This is a genomic window from Pseudaminobacter soli (ex Li et al. 2025) (assembly GCF_003012705.1).
Taxonomy (GTDB): Bacteria; Pseudomonadota; Alphaproteobacteria; order Rhizobiales; family Rhizobiaceae; genus Pseudaminobacter; species Pseudaminobacter soli.
Window position 1 is genome coordinate 258,338 of the sequence record NZ_PXYL01000001.1, and the last position, 18,343, is coordinate 276,680.

The window sequence follows — 18,343 nt, forward strand, 5'->3', positions numbered from 1 at the left end:
ATGAGTGAATCCCTTAAGGACCTCTCAGCCTATCTGGCCGAGAAGCTCGCCGGCAAGATTGTCGAGACGGTTCTCGCCTATGGCGAGCTGACGATCAGCGTCGAGCCCGCCGATATCGTCGACGTTACCAGTTTCCTGCGCAACGACGTGCAGTGCCAGTTCATCTCGATCATTGACGTCTGCGGTGCCGATTATCCGACGCGCGCCAAGCGCTTCGATGTCGTCTACCACTTCCTGTCGCCGCGCCAGAACCTGCGCGTCCGCGTCAAGGTGCAGGCCGACGAGGATATGCCCGTTCCGTCGATCACCGGCGTCTACCCCGGTGCCGATTGGTTCGAGCGCGAAGCCTACGACATGTATGGCGTCCTGTTTTCCGGTCATCCCGATCTGCGCCGCCTGCTGACCGACTACGGTTTCGAAGGCCATCCGCTGCGCAAGGATTTTCCGCTGACCGGCTTCGTCGAGGTTCGCTACGACGACGAGCTCAAGCGCGTCGTCTACGAGCCCGTCTCGCTTCGCCAGGAATTCCGCAATTTCGACTTCCTGTCGCCTTGGGAAGGCACGGACTATGTCCTGCCGGGCGACGAGAAGGCGAAGGCCAACTGAGGTCGCGCGGAATGGGCGAAAGCGGAAGATTGACCGGTCGCTGCCTTTGTGGAGCTGTCAGCTTCACGGCTGTGCCGTCCAAAATGGAGATGGACGTCTGCCACTGCGGCATGTGTCGGCGGTGGTCGGGCGGCGCCTTCATGGCGGTCGGCTGCGGCAATTCGCTTGAGATCGCCGACGAGGCCGATCTCGGCGTCTACCGGTCGTCGGAATGGGGTGAGCGCGCCTTCTGCAAGAAGTGCGGCTCGTCGCTGTTCTGGCGTGGCGTGCATGACGGCAGCGTCGCCGTCTCCATGCAGGCTTTCGCAGAGCCCGAACGTTTCAATTTCGTCGAGGAAATCTTCGTCGACGACAAGCCCGCCAACTATGCTTTCGCCAACGAAACGCGCCGGTTGACCGGTGCGGAGGTTGTGGCGGCCTATGCAGCCAAACAGGAAGCCAACAATGGCTGAAACTTCCGTTCGCAATTTCAACATCAACTTCGGCCCGCAGCATCCGGCCGCGCACGGCGTGTTGCGCCTGGTGCTGGAGCTGGACGGCGAGGTGGTCGAGCGCGTCGATCCGCATATCGGCCTGCTTCACCGCGGCACCGAGAAGCTGATGGAGCACAAGACCTATCTGCAGGCCGTGCCCTATCTCGACCGTCTCGACTATGTCGCGCCGATGAACCAGGAGCACGCTTTCGCGATCGCGGTCGAGCGTCTGCTCGGCATCGACGTGCCGAAGCGCGGCCAGTTGATCCGCGTGCTCTATTCGGAAATCGGCCGTATCCTCAATCACCTGCTCAACATCACCACGCAGGCGATGGACGTTGGCGCGCTTACCCCGCCGCTGTGGGGCTTCGAAGAGCGCGAAAAGCTGATGGTGTTTTATGAACGCGCTTCCGGCGCGCGCATGCACTCGGCCTATTTCCGTCCGGGCGGCGTGCATCAGGACCTGCCGGAAAAGCTGGTCGAGGACATCGGCAAGTGGTGCGACCCGTTCCTCAAGACGGTGGAAGCGCTGGACGACCTGCTGACCGACAACCGCATCTTCAAGCAGCGTAACGCCGACATCGGCGTCGTGTCGCTGGAAGACGCCTGGGCCTGGGGCTTCTCGGGCGTCATGGTGCGCGGTTCGGGCGCCGCATGGGACCTGCGCAAGAGCCAGCCTTACGAGTGCTACTCCGAGATGGAATTCGACATTCCGGTCGGCAAGCATGGCGACTGCTATGACCGCTATCTCATCCGCATGGAAGAGATGCGCCAGTCGGTCCGCATCATGCGCCAGTGCATCGAGCGCCTGCTCGGCACCGAAAGGGTGGGGCCGGTCTCCAACATGGACGGCAAGGTCGTGCCGCCCAAGCGCAGCGAGATGAAGCGCTCGATGGAAGCGCTCATCCATCACTTCAAGCTCTACACCGAGGGCTATCACGTCCCGGCGGGCGAGGTTTACGCCGCCGTCGAGGCGCCCAAGGGCGAATTCGGCGTCTATCTCGTCTCCGACGGCAGCAACAAGCCCTATCGCTGCAAGTTGCGGGCCCCTGGCTTCGCACACCTGCAGGCGATGGACTTCCTCTGCCGCGGCCACATGCTGGCCGACGTCACCGCTGTCCTCGGCTCCATAGATATCGTGTTTGGTGAGGTAGATAGATAATGTCAGTTCGCCGCCTCGCAGACGAATCCGTCCAGCCCGCGTCCTTCGCGTTCAACCGCGAAATGGCCGCGCAGGCCCAGACCTGGATCAAGAAGTACCCGAAGGGCCGTGAACAGTCGGCGGTGATCCCGCTGCTGATGCTCGCGCAGGAGCAGGAAGGCTGGGTGACGCGCGCCGCCATCGAGCATGTCTCCGAAATGCTCGACATGCCGCGCATCCGCGTGCTCGAAGTCGCGACCTTCTACACCCAGTTCCAGCTCAAGCCGGTGGGCACGCGCGCTCACGTCCAGGTCTGCGGCACCACGCCCTGCATGCTGCGCGGCTCGGAAGCGCTGATGGATGTCTGCCGCTCCAAGATCCACCACGACCAGTTCCACACCAATGCCGACGGCACGCTGTCGTGGGAAGAGGTGGAGTGCCTGGGCGCCTGCGTGAACGCGCCGATGATCATGATCTTCAAGGACACCTATGAAGATCTGACGCCGGAGCGCCTGGCCGAGATCATCGATGCTTTCGAAGCCGGCAAGGGCGACACCATCAAGCCCGGCCCGCAGGTTGACCGCGTCTATTCGGCGCCGGAAACCGGCCTGACCTCGCTGACGGATGAGAAGGTGTTCCTGAAGTCTGCGCGCCCGAAGGCTGCGAAGGCCAACGGCGAAGAGAAGAAGACGGTCTGAGGGAAGAAAAATGCTTCAGGATAAGGATCGCATCTTCACCAATATCTACGGTCGCTTCGACCAGTCGCTGAAGGGCGCCATGGCGCGCGGCAGCTGGGATGGCACCAAGGGTATCATCGAGAAGGGCCGCGACTGGATCATCAATGAGATGAAGGCGTCGGGCCTGCGCGGGCGCGGCGGCGCCGGCTTCCCGACGGGCCTCAAGTGGTCCTTCATGCCGAAGGAAAGCACAGACGGCCGTCCACACTATCTCGTCGTTAACGCCGACGAGTCCGAGCCGGGCACCTGCAAGGACCGCGACATCCTGCGCCACGATCCGCACACGCTGGTCGAGGGCTGCCTGCTGGCCGGCTTCGCCATGGGCGCGCATGCGGCTTATATCTATGTGCGCGGCGAATTCATCCGTGAGCGCGAGGCGCTGCAGCGCGCCATCGACGAGGCCTATGATGCCGGATTGATCGGCAAGAACAACAAGAACGGCTGGGATTTTGACGTTTTTGTTCATCATGGCGCCGGCGCATATATCTGCGGCGAGGAAACCGCGCTGCTCGAAAGCCTTGAAGGCAAGAAGGGCCAGCCGCGCCTAAAGCCGCCGTTCCCGGCCAATATGGGCCTCTACGGCTGCCCGACGACGGTCAACAACGTCGAGTCGATCGCCGTTGCCCCGACCATCCTGCGCCGCGGCGCTGCCTGGTTCTCGTCCATCGGGCGTCCGAACAACGTCGGCACCAAGCTGTTCATGCTGGTCGGCCACGTCAACACGCCCTGCACGGTCGAAGAAGAGATGGGCATCACCTTCCGCGAGCTGGTGGAGAAGCACGGCGGCGGCATCCGCGGCGGCTGGGACAACCTGCTCGCCGTGATCCCCGGCGGCGCGTCCTGCCCGGTCGTCAAGGCCGAGGACATCATCGACTGCCCGATGGATTTCGACGGTCTGCGCGAGCGCAAGTCGTCCTTCGGTACGGCGGCCGTGATCGTCATGGACAAGTCGACCGACATCATCAAGGCGATCGCGCGTCTCTCGTACTTCTTCAAGCATGAGAGCTGCGGCCAGTGCACGCCGTGCCGTGAAGGCACCGGCTGGATGTGGCGCGTCATGGAGCGTCTGGTTCGCGGCGAGGCGCAGAAGCGCGAGATCGACATGCTGCTCGACGTGACCAAGCAGGTCGAGGGCCACACGATCTGCGCGCTGGGCGATGCTGCGGCTTGGCCGATCCAGGGCCTGATCCGCAACTTCCGCCCGGAGATCGAGCGCCGCATCGACGAGTTCACCCGCAACGCCCATCGCGTCGAGCCGGCGCTGGTTGCTGCGGAATAACGAGGACGGCTGATGCCCGAAGCCGAGCGCTGGGAAACGATGAACGAGCAGTTCGCCACGATGCTCCCCAAGGAGTTCGCCGGCGCCGTCAATCTGATGGCGCATCCGGCGGCTGGCGCTGTCGCGTTCTCCGCGCGTGGTCTGGGCATGGCCAGCCATGCCGTCGGCGTCTGGATGGGCGCCGTGGCGGGCGTGGCGCAAGCCTCGCAGCGCATGATGGTGACGCTGGCCGACGAGGAAGCGGAAGAGGCTGATGCCTTCGCCGTTCGCTCGATCTCGCCGACCGCCATGGCGCGCGCGGCGGCAAAGACGCTGGTTGCCGACGTTCGCGCTGTGAGGCGCGACGTGGATCAGGTCGCCGACAGCCTGGCTGAAGGCATGACGCGGCCAAGGACGATTGCCCGGCCGGCCGAGCCCGACGACCTCAAGCGGGTCGCTGGCATCGGCCTCAAGCTGGAGCAGGCGCTGAACCGCGAAGGCATCTGGCGCCTGGCGCAGGTTGCGGAGTGGGGCGAGGCGGAAATCGTCTGGCTCGACGAGCATCTGGGCCTCAACGGGCGCATCGGGCGCGACGACTGGGTCGGACAGGCGATCCGGTTGGCGGCCGAAGAGACGAAGCATTGAATTGGGTCGGTCGGGCGTTCGGCAAGAACAACCGGCCAAGGAATTGCGGAAACACCGCAGGGGTTTGAAGCGATATGGCTAAACTCAAGGTCGACGGTATCGAGATCGAGGTTCCCGATCACTACACGCTCTTGCAGGCAGCGGAAGAAGCTGGCGCGGAAGTGCCGCGCTTCTGCTTCCACGAGCGTCTGTCGATCGCCGGCAACTGCCGCATGTGCCTCGTCGAGGTGAAGGGTGGGCCGCCCAAGCCGGCCGCCTCCTGCGCCATGGGCGTGCGCGACTTGCGCCCCGGGCCGAACGGCGAAGCGCCCGAGATCTTCACCAACACGCCGATGGTCAAGAAGGCCCGCGAAGGCGTGATGGAGTTCCTGCTCATCAACCATCCGCTCGACTGCCCGATCTGCGACCAGGGCGGTGAGTGCGACCTGCAGGACCAGGCGATGGCCTTCGGCGTCGACTCCTCGCGCTACAAGGAAAACAAGCGCGCGGTCGAGGACAAGTATATCGGCCCGCTGGTCAAGACGATCATGACGCGCTGCATCCACTGCACGCGCTGCGTCCGCTTCACCACCGAAGTCGCCGGCATTTCCGAGCTCGGCCTGATCGGCCGCGGCGAGGATGCCGAGATCACAACCTATCTCGAGGAGGCGATGACCTCCGAGCTGCAGGGCAACGTGATCGACCTCTGCCCGGTCGGCGCGCTGACCTCGCGTCCCTATGCCTTCCAGGCACGTCCGTGGGAGCTGACCAAGACCGAATCCATCGACGTGATGGACGCGGTCGGCTCGGCCATCCGCGTCGACAGCCGCGGCCGCGAAGTGATGCGCATCATGCCGCGCATCAACGAGCAGGTGAACGAGGAGTGGATCTCCGACAAGACCCGCTTCATTTGGGACGGCCTGCGCACGCAGCGCCTCGACCGTCCTTATGTGCGCCGCAACGGCCGCCTGAGCCAGGCGAGCTGGGCCGAGGCCTTCGCCGCCATCAAGGAAGCCGTTTCCAAGACGTCCGCCGATCGAATCGGCGCGATTGCCGGCGATCTCGCCGCCGTCGAAGAAATGTATGCGCTCAAGCAGCTCATCACTTCGCTCGGCTCGGCCAATATCGACTGCCGTCAGGATGGCGCCGCACTCGATCCGTCGCTCGGCCGTGCCAGCTACATCTTCAACCCGACCATCGAGGGCATCGAGCAGGCTGACGCCGTGCTGATCGTCGGCTCGAACCCGCGCTTCGAGGCTTCGGTTCTCAACGCCCGCATCCGCAAGCGCTGGCGCCAGGGCGACCTGCCGGTCGGCGTGATCGGCGACATGGGCGACCTGCGCTATGACTACGAGATGCTCGGCGCCGGTCCCGAGACGCTGAAGGAACTGGCCGACGGGAAGGGCAAGTTCTTCGCTACGCTCAAGAATGCCAAGCGCCCGTTCATCATCGTGGGGCAGGGGGCTGTCGCCCGCGAAGACGGCTTTGCCGTTCTGGGCCTCGCCGCCAAGCTCGCAACCGCAATCGGCGCCGTCAGCGACGAGTGGAACGGCTTTGCCGTGCTGCACACGGCTGCCGCGCGCGTCGGCGGCCTCGACATCGGCTTCGTGCCGGGTGCAAATGGCAAGTCGATCGGCGAAATGCTCGGCTCGACCGACGTTCTGTTCCTGCTCGGTGCCGACGAGTTCGACATGGCAGCCGCCGGTTCGGCCTTCGTGGTCTATATCGGCACGCATGGCGACACCGGTGCGCACCGCGCCGACGTGATCCTGCCGGCCTCGGCCTATACCGAGAAGTCCGGCACCTATGTGAACACCGAAGGCCGCGTCCAGCAGACCAACCGCGCCGGCTTCGCGCCGGGCGATGCCAAGGAAGACTGGGCGATCCTGCGCGCGCTGTCCGACGTGCTCGGCCACAAGCTGCCGTTTGACTCGCTGGCGCAGCTTCGCGCCAAGCTCTATGCCGAATATCCGCACCTGGCCGAGATCGACGAGATCGCCGCCGGCAACCCGGCCGATGTCGCCAATGTCGCCAAGCTTGGCGGCGCGATCGGCAAGGAAGCCTTCGTGTCTGCGGTCGCGGACTTCTATCTGACCAACCCGATCGCGCGGGCCTCGGCCGTCATGGCCGAATGCTCTGCCCTCGCGAAGGACGGCTTCAAGCAGGCAGCCGAGTAGGACGACCATGGAAACCTTCTTCTCATTCTACGTCCTGCCGGGACTGATCATCCTCCTGAAGTCGGTGGCGCTGCTCGTCATCCTGCTGATCTTCGTCGCGTACATTCTGTACGCCGACCGCAAGATCTGGGCGGCGGTGCAGATCCGTCGCGGCCCGAACGTCGTCGGTCCGTGGGGTCTCCTGCAGTCCTTCGCCGACCTTCTGAAGTTCGTCGTCAAGGAGCCGGTCATTCCGTCCGGCGCCAACAAGGGCGTGTTCCTGCTTGCGCCGCTGGTTTCCGCGGTGCTCGCGATGGCGGCGTGGGCCGTCATTCCGGTCGATCAAGGCTGGGCGGTTGCCAACATCAATGTCGGCATCCTCTATGTCTTCGCCATCTCCTCGCTCGAGGTCTACGGCGTGATCATGGGCGGCTGGGCCTCGAACTCGAAGTATCCGTTCCTTGGCGCGCTGCGTTCGGCCGCTCAGATGGTGTCCTACGAGGTCTCGATCGGCTTCGTCATCGTCACCGTGCTGCTCACCGTCGGTTCGCTCAACCTCAGCGACATCGTTCTGTCGCAGCGCAGCGGCGTCGGCACCATGCTCGGCCTGCCGAACTCGTTCCTCGACTGGAACTGGCTGGCGCTGTTCCCGATGTTCGTCATCTTCTTCATCTCGGCGCTGGCCGAGACGAACCGCCCGCCCTTCGACCTGGTGGAAGCCGAGTCGGAGCTGGTCGCCGGTCACATGATCGAATATTCGTCGACGCCGTTCCTGCTCTTCTTCCTGGGTGAGTACGTCGCGATCGTCCTGATGTGCGCGCTCACCACCATCCTGTTCCTGGGTGGCTGGCTGCCGCCGTTCGACTTCGCGCCGTTCACCTGGGTGCCGGGCGTGATCTGGTTCGTGCTCAAGGTCTGCTTCGTCTTCTTCATGTTCGCCATGGTGAAGTCGTTCGTGCCGCGCTACCGCTATGACCAGCTGATGCGTCTGGGCTGGAAGGTGTTCCTGCCGATCTCGCTGGCGATGGTGGTGATCGTGGCCGCTTTCCTGAAGCTGACGGGTCTGGCGTAATGGGTGCGGGCATGATCGGCGCACTGGTGGGACTGGCGATCGCGGCGGCGGACTTTGCGCTGCTGCGGATGCTGGCCGCCCGCGTCGAGCTGCCCGAGACCAAGCGGGTTCTCAACATTACCGGTTTGAGCCAGTTCGTGCTGCTGCCGGTCATCGGCTACTTCGTAGCCCCATACGTAATCGGAGATTGACGATGTCAGCTCTAACCCAAGCCGCCAAATCGCTCCTGCTCAAGGAGTTCGTGTCGGCTTTCTTCCTTTCGATGCGGATGTTCTTCTCGCCCAAGCCGACGTTGAACTACCCGCACGAGAAGGGCCCGGTCAGCCCGCGCTTCCGCGGCGAGCATGCGCTGCGTCGTTATCCGAACGGCGAAGAGCGCTGCATCGCCTGCAAGCTGTGCGAGGCGATCTGCCCGGCGCAGGCCATCACCATCGAAGCCGGTCCGCGCCGCAACGACGGCACCCGCCGCACGGTGCGCTACGACATCGACATGGTGAAGTGCATCTATTGCGGCTTCTGCCAGGAAGCATGCCCGGTCGACGCCATCGTCGAGGGGCCGAACTTCGAATTCGCGACTGAGACGCGCGAGGAGCTGTACTACGACAAGGACAAGCTGCTCGCCAACGGCGACCGGTGGGAGCGCGAAATCGCGCGCAACATCGCTCTGGATGCGCCGTATCGCTGAGACAGAATCATGGACGAGCCGGAAATGCTCGTCTAAGGAACACGCGGCCTTGACTGCCCGAAAGGGCGGAATATCGCCAGGAATCGGGTCGGACGGGCAATGCCGCGACCCAAGTAGGAAAACTGGGGGAACCCCATGCTCAACGGACTAGAGGCGGCCTTTTTCTACCTCTTTGCCTTTATTGCGGTCGCGTCGGCCTTCATGGTCATCTCGGCGCGCAATCCTGTGCATTCGGTTCTCTTTCTGATCCTTACCTTCTTCAACGCGGCGGGCCTTTTCCTGCTGACCGGGGCCGAGTTCCTGGCGCTGATCCTGCTCGTCGTTTACGTCGGCGCCGTGGCGGTGCTGTTCCTGTTCGTCGTCATGATGCTCGACGTCGACTTCGCTGAGATGAAGTCGGGCGCGCTGCAATATGCGCCGATCGGCGCACTGGTCGGCCTGATCCTGCTGGCTGAGCTGATCGTGGTGACGGGCGGCTACGTGTTCTCGCCGAAACTGGCCGAGACGGTCGCAGCGCCCATGCCGGATCTCGCGACACGCCAGAACACGGCGGCGCTCGGCGACATTCTTTACACAGACTACGTCCTCTACTTCCAGGTAGCCGGCCTGGTGCTGCTGGTCGCCATGATCGGCGCCATCGTGCTGACGCTGCGCCACAAGCAGGGGATCAAGAGGCAGAACATCTCGGCACAGGTCGCCCGTACGGCGTCCTCGATCGAAGTCAAAAAAGTCGAGACTGGCAAGGGAATCTGACGATGGTTGTTGGCATCGCACATTATCTGACCGTTTCGGCGATCCTGTTCACGCTCGGCGTGTTCGGCATCTTCCTGAACCGCAAGAACGTCATCGTCATCCTGATGTCGATCGAACTCATCCTGCTCGCGGTGAACCTGAACTTCGTCGCCTTCTCGGCGACGCTCCACGACATGGTGGGGCAGGTCTTCGCACTTTTCGTGCTGACCGTCGCCGCCGCTGAAGCTGCAATCGGTCTTGCCATTCTCGTCGTCTTCTTCCGCAACCGCGGTTCGATCGCGGTCGAAGACGTGAACATGATGAAGGGCTGACGGGAACAATCATGTATCAGGCAATCGTCTTCCTTCCGCTTCTCGGCTTCCTGATCGCCGGCCTGTTCGGCAACGCCATCGGTGCCAAGGCGTCCGAGTACATCACCTCGGGCTTCCTGGTGATCTGCGCGGTGCTGTCGTGGGTTGCATTCTTCTCGGTCGGCCTCGGCACGACCGAGGCCTTCACGGTTCCGCTGCTGCGCTTCATCGACGTGGGCACGCTGCAGTCCGATTGGGCGCTGCGCGTCGACACGCTGACGGTGGTCATGCTCGTCGTCGTCAACACCGTGTCGGCGCTCGTGCACATCTACTCGATCGGCTATATGCACCACGATCCGGACCGGCCGCGCTTCTTCGCCTATCTGTCGCTGTTCACCTTCGCCATGCTCATGCTGGTGACGTCGGACAATCTCGTGCAGATGTTCTTCGGCTGGGAAGGCGTGGGCCTGGCGTCGTACCTGCTCATCGGTTTCTGGTACAAGAAGCCGTCGGCCAATGCCGCTGCCATCAAGGCCTTCGTGGTCAACCGCGTCGGCGACTTCGGTTTCATCCTCGGCATCGCCGGCGTGTTCGTGCTGTTCGGCAGCGTCAACTTCGACTCGATCTTCGCGACCGCCGCCTCCTACGTGCCGCATGAAGGCGTTGCCGAGAGCACCGCTGCCGTCTTCAACTTCCTCGGCCATGAACTCGACCGGGCAGGGGCCCTTACCGTCATCTGCCTGCTGCTCTTCATGGGCGCCATGGGCAAGTCGGCGCAGGTTCCGCTGCACACCTGGCTTCCGGACGCCATGGAAGGCCCGACGCCCGTGTCGGCGCTGATCCACGCGGCGACCATGGTTACCGCCGGCGTGTTCATGCTGGCCCGCCTGTCGCCGATCTTCGAGCTGTCGCACACTGCGCTCGTCTTCGTCACCTTCATCGGCGCCTTCACCGCCTTCTTCGCGGCGACGGTCGGCCTGGTGCAGAACGACATCAAGCGCGTCATCGCCTATTCGACCTGTTCGCAGCTAGGCTACATGTTCGTCGCGCTCGGCATGGGCTTCTATTCCGCCGCGATCTTCCACCTGTTCACGCACGCCTTCTTCAAGGCGCTGCTGTTCCTGGGGTCGGGCTCGGTCATCCATGCCGTCTCCGACGAGCAGGACATGCGCAAGATGGGCGGCCTCAAGAAGCTGATCCCGGTCACCTACTGGATGATGGTCATCGGCACCCTGGCGCTCACCGGCGTCGGCATTCCGGGCACCATCATCGGCACGGCCGGCTTCTTCTCGAAGGATGCGATCGTCGAAGGCGCGTTCGCCGGCATCGGCCACAACGCGATGGCGGGCTTCGCCTTCACGCTCCTGGTCATCGCCGCCGTGTTCACGAGCTTCTACTCTTGGCGCCTGATCTTCATGACCTTCCACGGCAAGCCGCGCGCTACCGCCGACGTGATGCACCACGTGCATGAATCGCCGCCGGTGATGCTGGTGCCGCTGTTCATTCTCGCCGTTGGCGCGCTCATGGCCGGCGTGGTGTTCCACGACCAGTTCATCGGCGAAGGCTACAGCGAGTTCTGGAAGGCCGCGCTCTACATCCTGCCGGAAAACCATATCCTGCACGAAGTCCACAACGTGCCGCTGTGGGTGAAGCTGTCGCCGTTCATCGCCATGATCATCGGCTTCGTTACCGCCTACCAGTTCTACATCCGCTCGCCGGAAACGCCGAAGTACCTCGCGGCTCAGCACCGTGGCCTCTATGCCTTCCTGCTGAACAAGTGGTACTTCGACGAGCTGTACGACTTCCTCTTCGTTCGTACGGCAAAGAAGCTCGGCAGGTTCCTTTGGAAGAAGGGCGACGGCGCCGTCATCGACGGCTTCGGCCCGGACGGTGTGTCGGCCTGGGTGGTCGACGTCACTAACCGCGTGGTCAAGCTGCAAACCGGATATCTCTACCACTATGCATTCGTCATGCTGATCGGCGTCGCCGCCCTCGTCACCTGGATGATGCTCGGGAGCTCGTTTTAGACCATGACCGATTGGCCCATTCTTTCTACGGTCACGTTCCTGCCGCTGGTCGGTGCGTTCCTGATCCTTCTGATCCGGGACGATAGCGAGGCCGCGCGCCGCAACATCCGCGCCGTCGCGCTGCTGACGACCGTCTTCACCTTCATCGTGTCGATCTTCATCTGGATCGGGTTCGACTACAACAACCCCGGCTTCCAGATGGTCGAGCAGGCCAACTGGATCGGTGGCGGCATCTCCTATCACATGGGCGTCGACGGCATCTCTATGCTGTTCGTCATCCTGACGACGCTGCTGATGCCGATCAGCATCCTGGCGAGCTGGGACTCGATCCAGACCAAGGTGAAGGCGTACATGATCGCCTTCCTCGTCCTGGAAACGCTGATGATCGGCGTGTTCTGCGCGCTCGACCTCGTGCTGTTCTACGTTTTCTTCGAAGGCGGCCTGATCCCGATGTTCATCATCATCGGCGTCTGGGGCGGCAAGCGGCGCGTCTATGCCAGCTTCAAGTTCTTCCTCTACACGCTGCTCGGCTCGGTGCTGATGCTGCTCGCCATCATGGCGATGTATTGGGACGCCGGCACCACCGACATCCCGACGCTTCTGGCGCACAAGTTCCCGGCCAGCATGCAGACCTGGCTATGGCTTGCCTTCTTCGCCTCTTTTGCGGTGAAGATGCCGATGTGGCCGGTGCACACCTGGCTGCCCGACGCGCACGTTGAAGCGCCGACGGCCGGCTCGGTCATCCTGGCGGCGATCCTCCTGAAGATGGGCGGCTACGGCTTCCTGCGCTTCTCGCTGCCGATGTTCCCGGATGCCTCGCTCTACTTCCAGCCGCTGGTCTTTGCGCTGTCGGTCATCGCCATCATCTACACCTCGCTGGTGGCGCTGATGCAGGAGGACATGAAGAAGCTGATCGCCTATTCGTCGGTCGCGCACATGGGCTACGTCACGATGGGCATCTTCGCCATGAACGCCCAGGGCATCCAGGGCTCGCTGTTCCAGATGCTGTCGCACGGCCTGGTTTCGGGCGCGCTCTTCCTCTGCGTCGGCGTGGTCTATGACCGCATGCACACCCGCGAGATCGCGGCCTATGGCGGCCTGGTCAACAACATGCCGAAATACGCGGTCGCGTTCCTGATCTTCACCATGGCCAATGTCGGTCTGCCGGGCACCAGCGGCTTCGTCGGCGAATTCCTGACGCTGATCGGCGCCTTCCGGGCCAACACCTGGGTCGCGCTGTTTGCGGCATCGGGCGTCATCCTGTCGGCGGCCTATGCCCTGTGGCTCTACCGCAAGGTCGTCTTCGGCGCGCTGACCAAGGACAGCCTGAAGGGTCTGCTCGACCTCTCGCCGCGCGAGAAGGCGATCATCTACCCGCTGGTCGTGCTGACGATCTTCTTCGGCGTCTACCCGGCATCGGTCTTCGACGTGACCGCTGCTTCGGTGAACTCGCTGATTTCCAACATCACCGCATCGATCGACGCCGCGCACGCCGTGGCTGCGAACTGAGGTCTTGAACATGACGCCGGAACTTTACTCGAGCCTCTCGCTGATCCTGCCGGAACTGATCATCACCGTCGGCGCGCTGGCGCTGTTGATGATCGGCGTCTATTCGGGCGAGCGTGCCAACAACACCGTCACCGGCCTTGCGGTCGCGGTGCTGCTCGCCGGCGGCGCCTGGCTGGTGCTGTTCGGCGGTAGCGGGCAGGCCTTCAATGGCGCCTTCGTTGCCGACCCGTTCGCCAAGCTGATGAAGATCCTGATGTTGATCGGCTCGATCGTCACGCTGATCGTCTCGGTGGGCTTCGCCAAGGCCGAGAAGTTCGACAAGTTCGAGTATCCGGTGCTCATCCTTCTGGCCACCGTCGGCATGATGCTGATGATCTCGGCCAACAACATGATGACACTCTATCTCGGCCTCGAGCTGCAGTCGCTGGCGCTCTACGTCGTGGCCGCGTTCAACCGTGAAAGCGCGCGTTCGACCGAAGCGGGCCTCAAGTACTTCGTGCTCGGCGCTCTGTCCTCGGGCATGCTGCTCTACGGCATCAGCCTCGTCTACGGCTACACCGGCCATGTCGGCTTCCAGCAGATCGCGGCAGCCCTTTCGGGCAGCGAGCGTCAGCTCGGCCTCGTCTTCGGCCTGGTGTTCGTGCTAGCCGGCGTTGCCTTCAAGATCTCGGCCGTGCCGTTCCATATGTGGACGCCGGACGTCTATGAAGGCGCGCCGACCCCGGTGACGACCTTCTTCGCCTCGGCGCCGAAGATGGCGGCGATGGCGCTGATGGTGCGCGTCACCATGACCGCCTTCGAGCCGATCTCGTCCGACTGGCGGCAGATCGTCGTCTTCATCTCGGTCGCCTCGATGCTGCTCGGCTCGTTCGCCGCGATCGGCCAGCGCAACATCAAGCGCCTGATGGCCTATTCGTCGATCGGCCATGTCGGCTTCGCGCTGGTCGGCCTTGCCGCCAACTCCGAGGCGGGCGTTCAAGGCGTCATCATCTACATGCTGATCTATCTGGCGATGACGCTCGGCACCTTCGCCTTCATCCTCGCCATGCGCCGCAAGGACGGCAATGTCGAGCAGATCAGCGATCTGGCCGGCCTTGCCACCACCAACCCGGTGATGGCGACGATCCTCACCATCCTGATGTTCTCGCTGGCCGGCATTCCGCCGCTCGCGGGCTTCTGGGCCAAGTGGTACGTCTTCCTCGCCGCCATCAACGCCAACCTCTACGGCCTCGCGGTGATCGGCGTTCTGGCGTCCGTGGTGGGTGCCTACTATTACCTGCGCGTCATCAAGATCATGTGGTTCGATGAGCCTGTCGGCGGGTTCGTGCCGATGGCCGGCGAACTGCGTCTGGTGCTGGGCGTCTCCGGTGCGTTCATCCTGTTCTACGTGCTGATCGCTGGACCGATCGGCCGCGTGGCAGAAGCCGCAGCGAAGACGTTCTTCTGACGAGATGGGATTTCAGCTCGCTCCGACAGCGGCGGCCGAGGGCTTCCGGCTCGAGGCACATGACAGTGTCGGATCGACCAACGCCATAGCGCTCGAAAGGGCGCGGGCAGGCGACCTGGGCAAGCTCTGGGTCGTCTCCAAGAAGCAGGAAAGCGGGCGCGGCCGCCGTGGCCGTGCGTGGGCGACGCCCGAAGGCAATCTTGCCGCGACGCTCCTGCTGATCGTTGATCGTGACCTCAAGACCGCTGCCACGCTCGGCTTCGTTGCCGGGCTTGCGCTTTCCGATGCGCTGGAAGCGGTCGTGCCCGGGCGCGTCGCCATCGCCGCCGATGGGGCAGGCGATCGCCGCGGCAATCGCTTCGAACTGAAATGGCCGAACGACGTGCTCGCCAAGGGCGCCAAGATGGCAGGCATCCTGCTCGAATCCACGATGCTGGATGCGGATCGCTTCGCGCTCGCCATCGGCATCGGCGTCAATGTCGTCGCTCATCCCGAGGACGTTCCCTATCCGGCGACCTCGCTCAAGGCGCTGGGGGCGGATTGCGCCGCCGAGACGCTGTTCCTCGCGCTGTCCGACGCCTGGAGCGAAAACATGCGCCTCTGGAACGAGGGGCGGGGGCTCGAACTCATTCGCCAGCGCTGGCTGGCGCATGCGGCCGGCCTCGGCGGTCAGGTCGCTGTTCGCGTCGAAGGTAATGTCGTGCGCGGCGTGTTCGAAACCATCGACGAGGACTGCCGTTTCGTCATTCGTGATGATACCGGCGCAGTGCATAAGATCGCGGCCGGTGACGTGCATTTCGGGGCCGTTGCCTCGGCTAGTGCTACCTAGAGCATGATCCCGAACCGAAGGTCCGCGCAGCGAATGGTTGCAGACTTTTCGGACAAGATCATGCTTCAAGAAACAAGCTTAGAGTGAGAGTGCTTCAAAGAGAGGTCATCTCGCCCTAGACCAGCGCCGAACGGACCACATGTCCGTACAGGTGTCCGATGCGGCAATTCGGGACACCCGGCGAGAGGATTGAAAAGGATAAAACATGGCGAAATCCAGGGAAGCTGAACTCGTATTCGTGCCGCTTGGCGGCGTGGGCGAGATCGGCATGAATTTCGCGCTTTATGGCTATGGGCCTGTCGACAACCGCGAATGGATCATCATCGATGTCGGCGTCACGTTCCCCGACCCGACCCTGCCGGGCGTCGATCTCGTGCTGCCCGACACGCGCTTCATCGAGAGCGAACTGCACAATCTGCGCGGCATCGTCATCACCCATGCTCACGAGGACCACTACGGCGCGCTGCTCGACCTGTGGCCGCGCTTGAAGGCGCCGGTTTGGATGACGCCGTTCTCCGCCGGTCTTCTGGAGGCCAAGCGCCAGGCCGAGAGTGCTGCGGCAAAGGTGCCGGTGACGATCTATCGCGCGGGCGAGACTTTTACCGTCGGCCCCTTCACCATCGAAGCCTTGGCCGTCACGCACTCCATTCCCGAGCCGGTGTCGCTGGCCATCACCTCGCCGCTCGGCACGGTGATCCATACCGGCGACTGGAAGATCGATCCCGCACCCGCCATCGGCCCCAAGACCAACGAAGCGCGGTTCCGCGAACTGGGCGAGCAGGGCGTGCTGGCACTGGTCTGCGATTCCACCAATGCTCTTCGCGAAGGCGAATCCCCGTCCGAAAAGGAAGTCGGGGAGGGGCTGCGCGGCGTCATCGAAAAGGCGCCTGGCCGTGTTGCCGTCACCACCTTCTCCTCCAATGTGGGTCGCATCCGCTCCATCGCGGAAGCCGCGCGCGATGCCGGCCGCCAGGTTCTGGTGCTCGGCCGTTCGCTGAAACGGGTCATCGATGTCTCCACTGAGCTCGGCTACTTGGACGGCCTGCCGGAGTTCATCTCCGAGGACGATTACGGCTATATCCCGCGTGAAAATCTCGTCATCATCTGCACCGGCAGCCAGGGCGAGCCGCGCGCCGCACTTGCCAAGCTGGCACGTGACGAAATGAAGACTGTGGCGCTGTCGCCGGGCGATACCGTCGTCTTCTCCTCGCGCACCATTCCCGGCAACGAAAAGGCAATTCTGGAGATCAAGAACCTTCTGGTCGACCAGGGCATGAAGATCATCGAGGACGGCGACGCGCTTGTGCACGTTTCCGGTCACCCGCGCCGCAGCGAGCTGCGCCGCATGTATGAATGGGTGAAGCCGCGCATCGCCGTGCCGGTGCATGGCGAAGCGGCGCATCTGGTCGCGCATGGCTCGCTGGCCGCGGGCTGCGGCGTGCCGGAAGTCGCGCAGATCCGCGACGGCGATATGCTGAAGCTCGCGCCGGGTGCGGCCGAGATCATCGATCAGGTGCCGTTCGGCCGCATCTACAAGGACGGCAAGCTGACCGGCGACGACGAGGTGATGGGCATTCGCGATCGCCGCAAGCTCTCCTTCGTCGGCCATGTCGCGGTCAATGTGGTGCTGGACGATCGCTTTGAGCTCTCCGGCGACCCGGATATCGTAGCCATCGGCGTCGCGCGAGTGGACCAGAGCGGCGAAGAACTGGAAGACCTGATGCTGGATGCGGCAATCGGCGCGGTCGACAGCATACCCCGTGCGCGCCGAAAAGATCTTGATCTTGTCCAGGAAGCCGTGCGGCGTGCCGTTCGTGCCGCCGCCAACGAGGCCTGGGGCAAGAAGCCGATCGTGACGGTGTTCGTCACGCGCTGACCGTGGAGCGTTGAATGCTTGGCCGTCTCAACCATGTCGCCATCGCCGTGCCGGATCTCGCCGCTGCGAGCGCCGTCTATCGCGACACGCTGGGCGCCAAGCTGACCGAGCCGCAGGCGCTGCCCGAACATGGGGTGACTGTGGTGTTCATCGACACCGGCAACACCAAGATCGAGCTGCTCGAGCCGCTAGGAGAGGGCTCTCCGATTGCCGCCTTTCTGGAAAAGAACCCGGCTGGCGGCATGCATCACCTCTGCTACGAGGTGGAAGACATCATCGCTGCGCGCGATCGGCTGAAGGCGGCAGGCGCGCGCGTGCTGGGCGATGGAACCCCCAAGATCGGCGCGCATGGCAAGCCGGTGCTGTTCCTGCACCCAAAAGACTTCCTCGGCACGCTGGTCGAACTGGAACAGGTGTAGGCTCATGACTGGCTGGATCCCGACTGTCGCCGTCTATTTCGTCATCTGGTGGACCGTTCTGTTCATCGCGCTGCCTTTCGGCCTGAAGACGCAGGACGACGACAAGAACGTCACGCTCGGCACCGAAGCGAGCGCGCCGCGCGGGCCTCACATGCTGCGGGCGATCATCATCACCACGATCCTGGCCTGCATCATCTACGGGGCGTTCTACTATCTCACCCGCGTGCTCGGGCTGGGTTTTGACGATTTCCCGAAATTCGTGCCGGACTACCAGTAAGCCGGTTCTCGGGGTCCCTCAGGGCCTGCTTGGAAATGCAAGTCGCCGGCGGAGACACGCCTCCGCGGCCGGCGACGCCCATTTCGCGCATTTGGCCGAATGTTCAATCAGCCGAAGCAAGCTTCGCTACCCCCTCGCGTGCGCATAGCCGTGGAGGAGCCGTT

18 protein-coding genes and 1 pseudogene are annotated in these 18,343 nt (G+C 63.5%); all 19 read left to right on the plus strand.

The genetic code is table 11. The features are described 5' to 3' along the window. The 19 genes and pseudogenes from C7I85_RS01210 to C7I85_RS01300 all read left to right on the plus strand — a co-directional run bounded on the left by C7I85_RS01210 (position 1) and on the right by C7I85_RS01300 (position 18,179). The gene (locus C7I85_RS01210; protein WP_106722128.1) at positions 1–606 is read left to right on the plus strand and encodes an NADH-quinone oxidoreductase subunit C; all 606 of its coding nucleotides are present in this window, start codon (positions 1–3) and stop codon (positions 604–606) included. Positions 607–617: 11 nt separating this feature from the next. After that, positions 618–1,058: a GFA family protein gene (locus C7I85_RS01215; protein WP_106722129.1), complete on the plus strand. Its 441-nt coding sequence runs from the start codon at positions 618–620 to the stop codon at positions 1,056–1,058. Next, positions 1,051–2,241 (plus strand): NADH-quinone oxidoreductase subunit D, encoded by a 1,191-nt coding sequence (locus tag C7I85_RS01220; RefSeq protein WP_106722130.1) that lies wholly within the window; start codon positions 1,051–1,053, stop codon positions 2,239–2,241. The genes C7I85_RS01215 and C7I85_RS01220 overlap by 8 nt, the downstream gene beginning before the upstream one ends. Next, positions 2,241–2,909: pseudogene (gene nuoE, locus C7I85_RS01225) on the plus strand (NADH-quinone oxidoreductase subunit NuoE); the annotation flags it as partial. The gene C7I85_RS01220 and the pseudogene nuoE, both read left to right, overlap by 1 nt. A gap of 19 nt (positions 2,910–2,928) precedes the next feature. Further along, positions 2,929–4,236 (plus strand): NADH-quinone oxidoreductase subunit NuoF, encoded by a 1,308-nt coding sequence (nuoF, locus tag C7I85_RS01230; protein WP_106722132.1) that lies wholly within the window; start codon positions 2,929–2,931, stop codon positions 4,234–4,236. Between the two features lie 12 nt (positions 4,237–4,248). Beyond that, positions 4,249–4,860, plus strand: coding sequence for an NADH-ubiquinone dehydrogenase (locus C7I85_RS01235; RefSeq protein WP_106722133.1), 612 nt, complete (start codon positions 4,249–4,251; stop codon positions 4,858–4,860). A 74-nt stretch (positions 4,861–4,934) separates the two neighbouring features. Next, positions 4,935–7,016, plus strand: a complete 2,082-nt coding sequence (nuoG, locus tag C7I85_RS01240) for an NADH-quinone oxidoreductase subunit NuoG (protein WP_106722134.1) — start codon at positions 4,935–4,937, stop codon at positions 7,014–7,016. A 7-nt stretch (positions 7,017–7,023) separates the two neighbouring features. After that, the gene (gene nuoH / locus C7I85_RS01245) at positions 7,024–8,067 is read left to right on the plus strand and encodes an NADH-quinone oxidoreductase subunit NuoH (protein WP_106722135.1); all 1,044 of its coding nucleotides are present in this window, start codon (positions 7,024–7,026) and stop codon (positions 8,065–8,067) included. Between the two features lie 11 nt (positions 8,068–8,078). After that, complete coding sequence (locus C7I85_RS01250) at positions 8,079–8,258, plus strand: hypothetical protein (protein ID WP_245444747.1); 180 nt, start codon at positions 8,079–8,081, stop codon at positions 8,256–8,258. A 2-nt stretch (positions 8,259–8,260) separates the two neighbouring features. Further along, positions 8,261–8,752 carry an NADH-quinone oxidoreductase subunit NuoI gene (gene nuoI / locus C7I85_RS01255; protein ID WP_106722137.1) on the plus strand — a complete coding sequence of 164 codons (492 nt, stop codon included), beginning with the start codon at positions 8,261–8,263 and terminating at the stop codon, positions 8,750–8,752. A 135-nt stretch (positions 8,753–8,887) separates the two neighbouring features. Continuing rightward, entirely contained in the window at positions 8,888–9,505 is a 618-nt protein-coding gene (locus C7I85_RS01260) for an NADH-quinone oxidoreductase subunit J (protein WP_106722138.1), read from the plus strand. Between the two features lie 2 nt (positions 9,506–9,507). Next, positions 9,508–9,816, plus strand: coding sequence for an NADH-quinone oxidoreductase subunit NuoK (nuoK, locus tag C7I85_RS01265; protein WP_106722139.1), 309 nt, complete (start codon positions 9,508–9,510; stop codon positions 9,814–9,816). Between the two features lie 11 nt (positions 9,817–9,827). Continuing rightward, on the plus strand, positions 9,828–11,822 hold the full coding sequence (gene nuoL / locus C7I85_RS01270) for an NADH-quinone oxidoreductase subunit L (protein WP_106722140.1): 1,995 nt from the start codon (positions 9,828–9,830) through the stop codon (positions 11,820–11,822). A 3-nt stretch (positions 11,823–11,825) separates the two neighbouring features. Beyond that, the gene (locus C7I85_RS01275) at positions 11,826–13,331 is read left to right on the plus strand and encodes an NADH-quinone oxidoreductase subunit M (protein ID WP_106722141.1); all 1,506 of its coding nucleotides are present in this window, start codon (positions 11,826–11,828) and stop codon (positions 13,329–13,331) included. A 10-nt stretch (positions 13,332–13,341) separates the two neighbouring features. Continuing rightward, on the plus strand, positions 13,342–14,778 hold the full coding sequence (nuoN, locus tag C7I85_RS01280) for an NADH-quinone oxidoreductase subunit NuoN (protein ID WP_106722142.1): 1,437 nt from the start codon (positions 13,342–13,344) through the stop codon (positions 14,776–14,778). 4 nt (positions 14,779–14,782) lie between these two features. Then, a complete protein-coding gene (locus C7I85_RS01285) occupies positions 14,783–15,607 on the plus strand; it encodes a biotin--[acetyl-CoA-carboxylase] ligase (RefSeq protein WP_106722143.1) in 825 nt (274 codons plus the stop codon). Between the two features lie 205 nt (positions 15,608–15,812). After that, positions 15,813–17,483, plus strand: coding sequence for a ribonuclease J (locus tag C7I85_RS01290; protein ID WP_106722144.1), 1,671 nt, complete (start codon positions 15,813–15,815; stop codon positions 17,481–17,483). A gap of 14 nt (positions 17,484–17,497) precedes the next feature. Further along, the gene (gene mce, locus C7I85_RS01295) at positions 17,498–17,902 is read left to right on the plus strand and encodes a methylmalonyl-CoA epimerase (RefSeq protein ID WP_106722145.1); all 405 of its coding nucleotides are present in this window, start codon (positions 17,498–17,500) and stop codon (positions 17,900–17,902) included. 4 nt (positions 17,903–17,906) lie between these two features. Further along, positions 17,907–18,179: a DUF1467 family protein gene (locus C7I85_RS01300; protein ID WP_106722146.1), complete on the plus strand. Its 273-nt coding sequence runs from the start codon at positions 17,907–17,909 to the stop codon at positions 18,177–18,179. Positions 18,180–18,343: the final 164 nt, after the last annotated feature.

Excerpts from the sequence above, each read along its gene's own strand:
- nuoI (WP_106722137.1), top strand. The coding sequence starts at position 8,261 with ATGTCAGCTCTAACCCAAGCCGCCAAATCGCTCCTGCTCAAGGAGTTC.
- C7I85_RS01215 (WP_106722129.1), top strand. The coding sequence starts at position 618 with ATGGGCGAAAGCGGAAGATTGACCGGTCGCTGCCTTTGTGGAGCTGTC.
- mce (WP_106722145.1), top strand. The coding sequence starts at position 17,498 with ATGCTTGGCCGTCTCAACCATGTCGCCATCGCCGTGCCGGATCTCGCC.
- nuoH (WP_106722135.1), top strand. The coding sequence starts at position 7,024 with ATGGAAACCTTCTTCTCATTCTACGTCCTGCCGGGACTGATCATCCTC.
- C7I85_RS01300 (WP_106722146.1), top strand. The coding sequence starts at position 17,907 with ATGACTGGCTGGATCCCGACTGTCGCCGTCTATTTCGTCATCTGGTGG.
- C7I85_RS01210 (WP_106722128.1), top strand. The coding sequence starts at position 1 with ATGAGTGAATCCCTTAAGGACCTCTCAGCCTATCTGGCCGAGAAGCTC.
- nuoL (WP_106722140.1), top strand. The coding sequence starts at position 9,828 with ATGTATCAGGCAATCGTCTTCCTTCCGCTTCTCGGCTTCCTGATCGCC.
- nuoF (WP_106722132.1), top strand. The coding sequence starts at position 2,929 with ATGCTTCAGGATAAGGATCGCATCTTCACCAATATCTACGGTCGCTTC.
- C7I85_RS01260 (WP_106722138.1), top strand. The coding sequence starts at position 8,888 with ATGCTCAACGGACTAGAGGCGGCCTTTTTCTACCTCTTTGCCTTTATT.
- C7I85_RS01275 (WP_106722141.1), top strand. The coding sequence starts at position 11,826 with ATGACCGATTGGCCCATTCTTTCTACGGTCACGTTCCTGCCGCTGGTC.
- C7I85_RS01220 (WP_106722130.1), top strand. The coding sequence starts at position 1,051 with ATGGCTGAAACTTCCGTTCGCAATTTCAACATCAACTTCGGCCCGCAG.
- C7I85_RS01290 (WP_106722144.1), top strand. The coding sequence starts at position 15,813 with ATGGCGAAATCCAGGGAAGCTGAACTCGTATTCGTGCCGCTTGGCGGC.
- nuoG (WP_106722134.1), top strand. The coding sequence starts at position 4,935 with ATGGCTAAACTCAAGGTCGACGGTATCGAGATCGAGGTTCCCGATCAC.
- nuoN (WP_106722142.1), top strand. The coding sequence starts at position 13,342 with ATGACGCCGGAACTTTACTCGAGCCTCTCGCTGATCCTGCCGGAACTG.
- C7I85_RS01250 (WP_245444747.1), top strand. The coding sequence starts at position 8,079 with ATGATCGGCGCACTGGTGGGACTGGCGATCGCGGCGGCGGACTTTGCG.
- nuoK (WP_106722139.1), top strand. The coding sequence starts at position 9,508 with ATGGTTGTTGGCATCGCACATTATCTGACCGTTTCGGCGATCCTGTTC.
- C7I85_RS01285 (WP_106722143.1), top strand. The coding sequence starts at position 14,783 with ATGGGATTTCAGCTCGCTCCGACAGCGGCGGCCGAGGGCTTCCGGCTC.
- C7I85_RS01235 (WP_106722133.1), top strand. The coding sequence starts at position 4,249 with ATGCCCGAAGCCGAGCGCTGGGAAACGATGAACGAGCAGTTCGCCACG.